Below are 388 nucleotides of genomic sequence, written 5' to 3'. Positions count from 1 at the left end.
CGGATCAAAGTTTACGTGCAACTCCCCGAAGCTTATCGCAGCTTATCGCGTCCTTCATCGGCTCCTAGTGCCAAGGCATCCGCCCTGCACCCTTAATAACTTGACCAAGTTATTAAAAGTTATCGCCAAAGTCCATTCGCATTCGCTCATGTCCCTTTGCTTAAAGTTGATTTTAAAGACTTATCTGTCTATTGATTTTTAGAAGTTTTCTCTTCATATATAAAATGATGTCATATCACTAAATGTTATGCAGTTTTCAAAGTACTAACGTACATCGCCAACGTCTATTCGCATACGCTCATATCCCGTTGCTCAAAGTACTAAAATGTTATCGCATGTCGCCAACGGTCACTCCCATACGGTCGTGCTGCGTTGCTCAAATTAGAAA

1 rRNA gene is annotated in these 388 nt (G+C 41.5%); it reads right to left on the bottom strand.

The features are described from left to right. Positions 1-106: ribosomal RNA gene (locus tag ACI48P_RS22215) — 23S ribosomal RNA — on the bottom strand; the annotation flags it as partial. Between the last annotated feature and the right edge of the window lie 282 nt (positions 107-388).

The sequence above is a fragment of the Romboutsia sp. LXY-2 genome, assembly GCF_056171995.1.
Note: the sequence above shows the minus strand (reverse complement) of the source record. Positions and strands in the feature narration are given on the sequence as shown.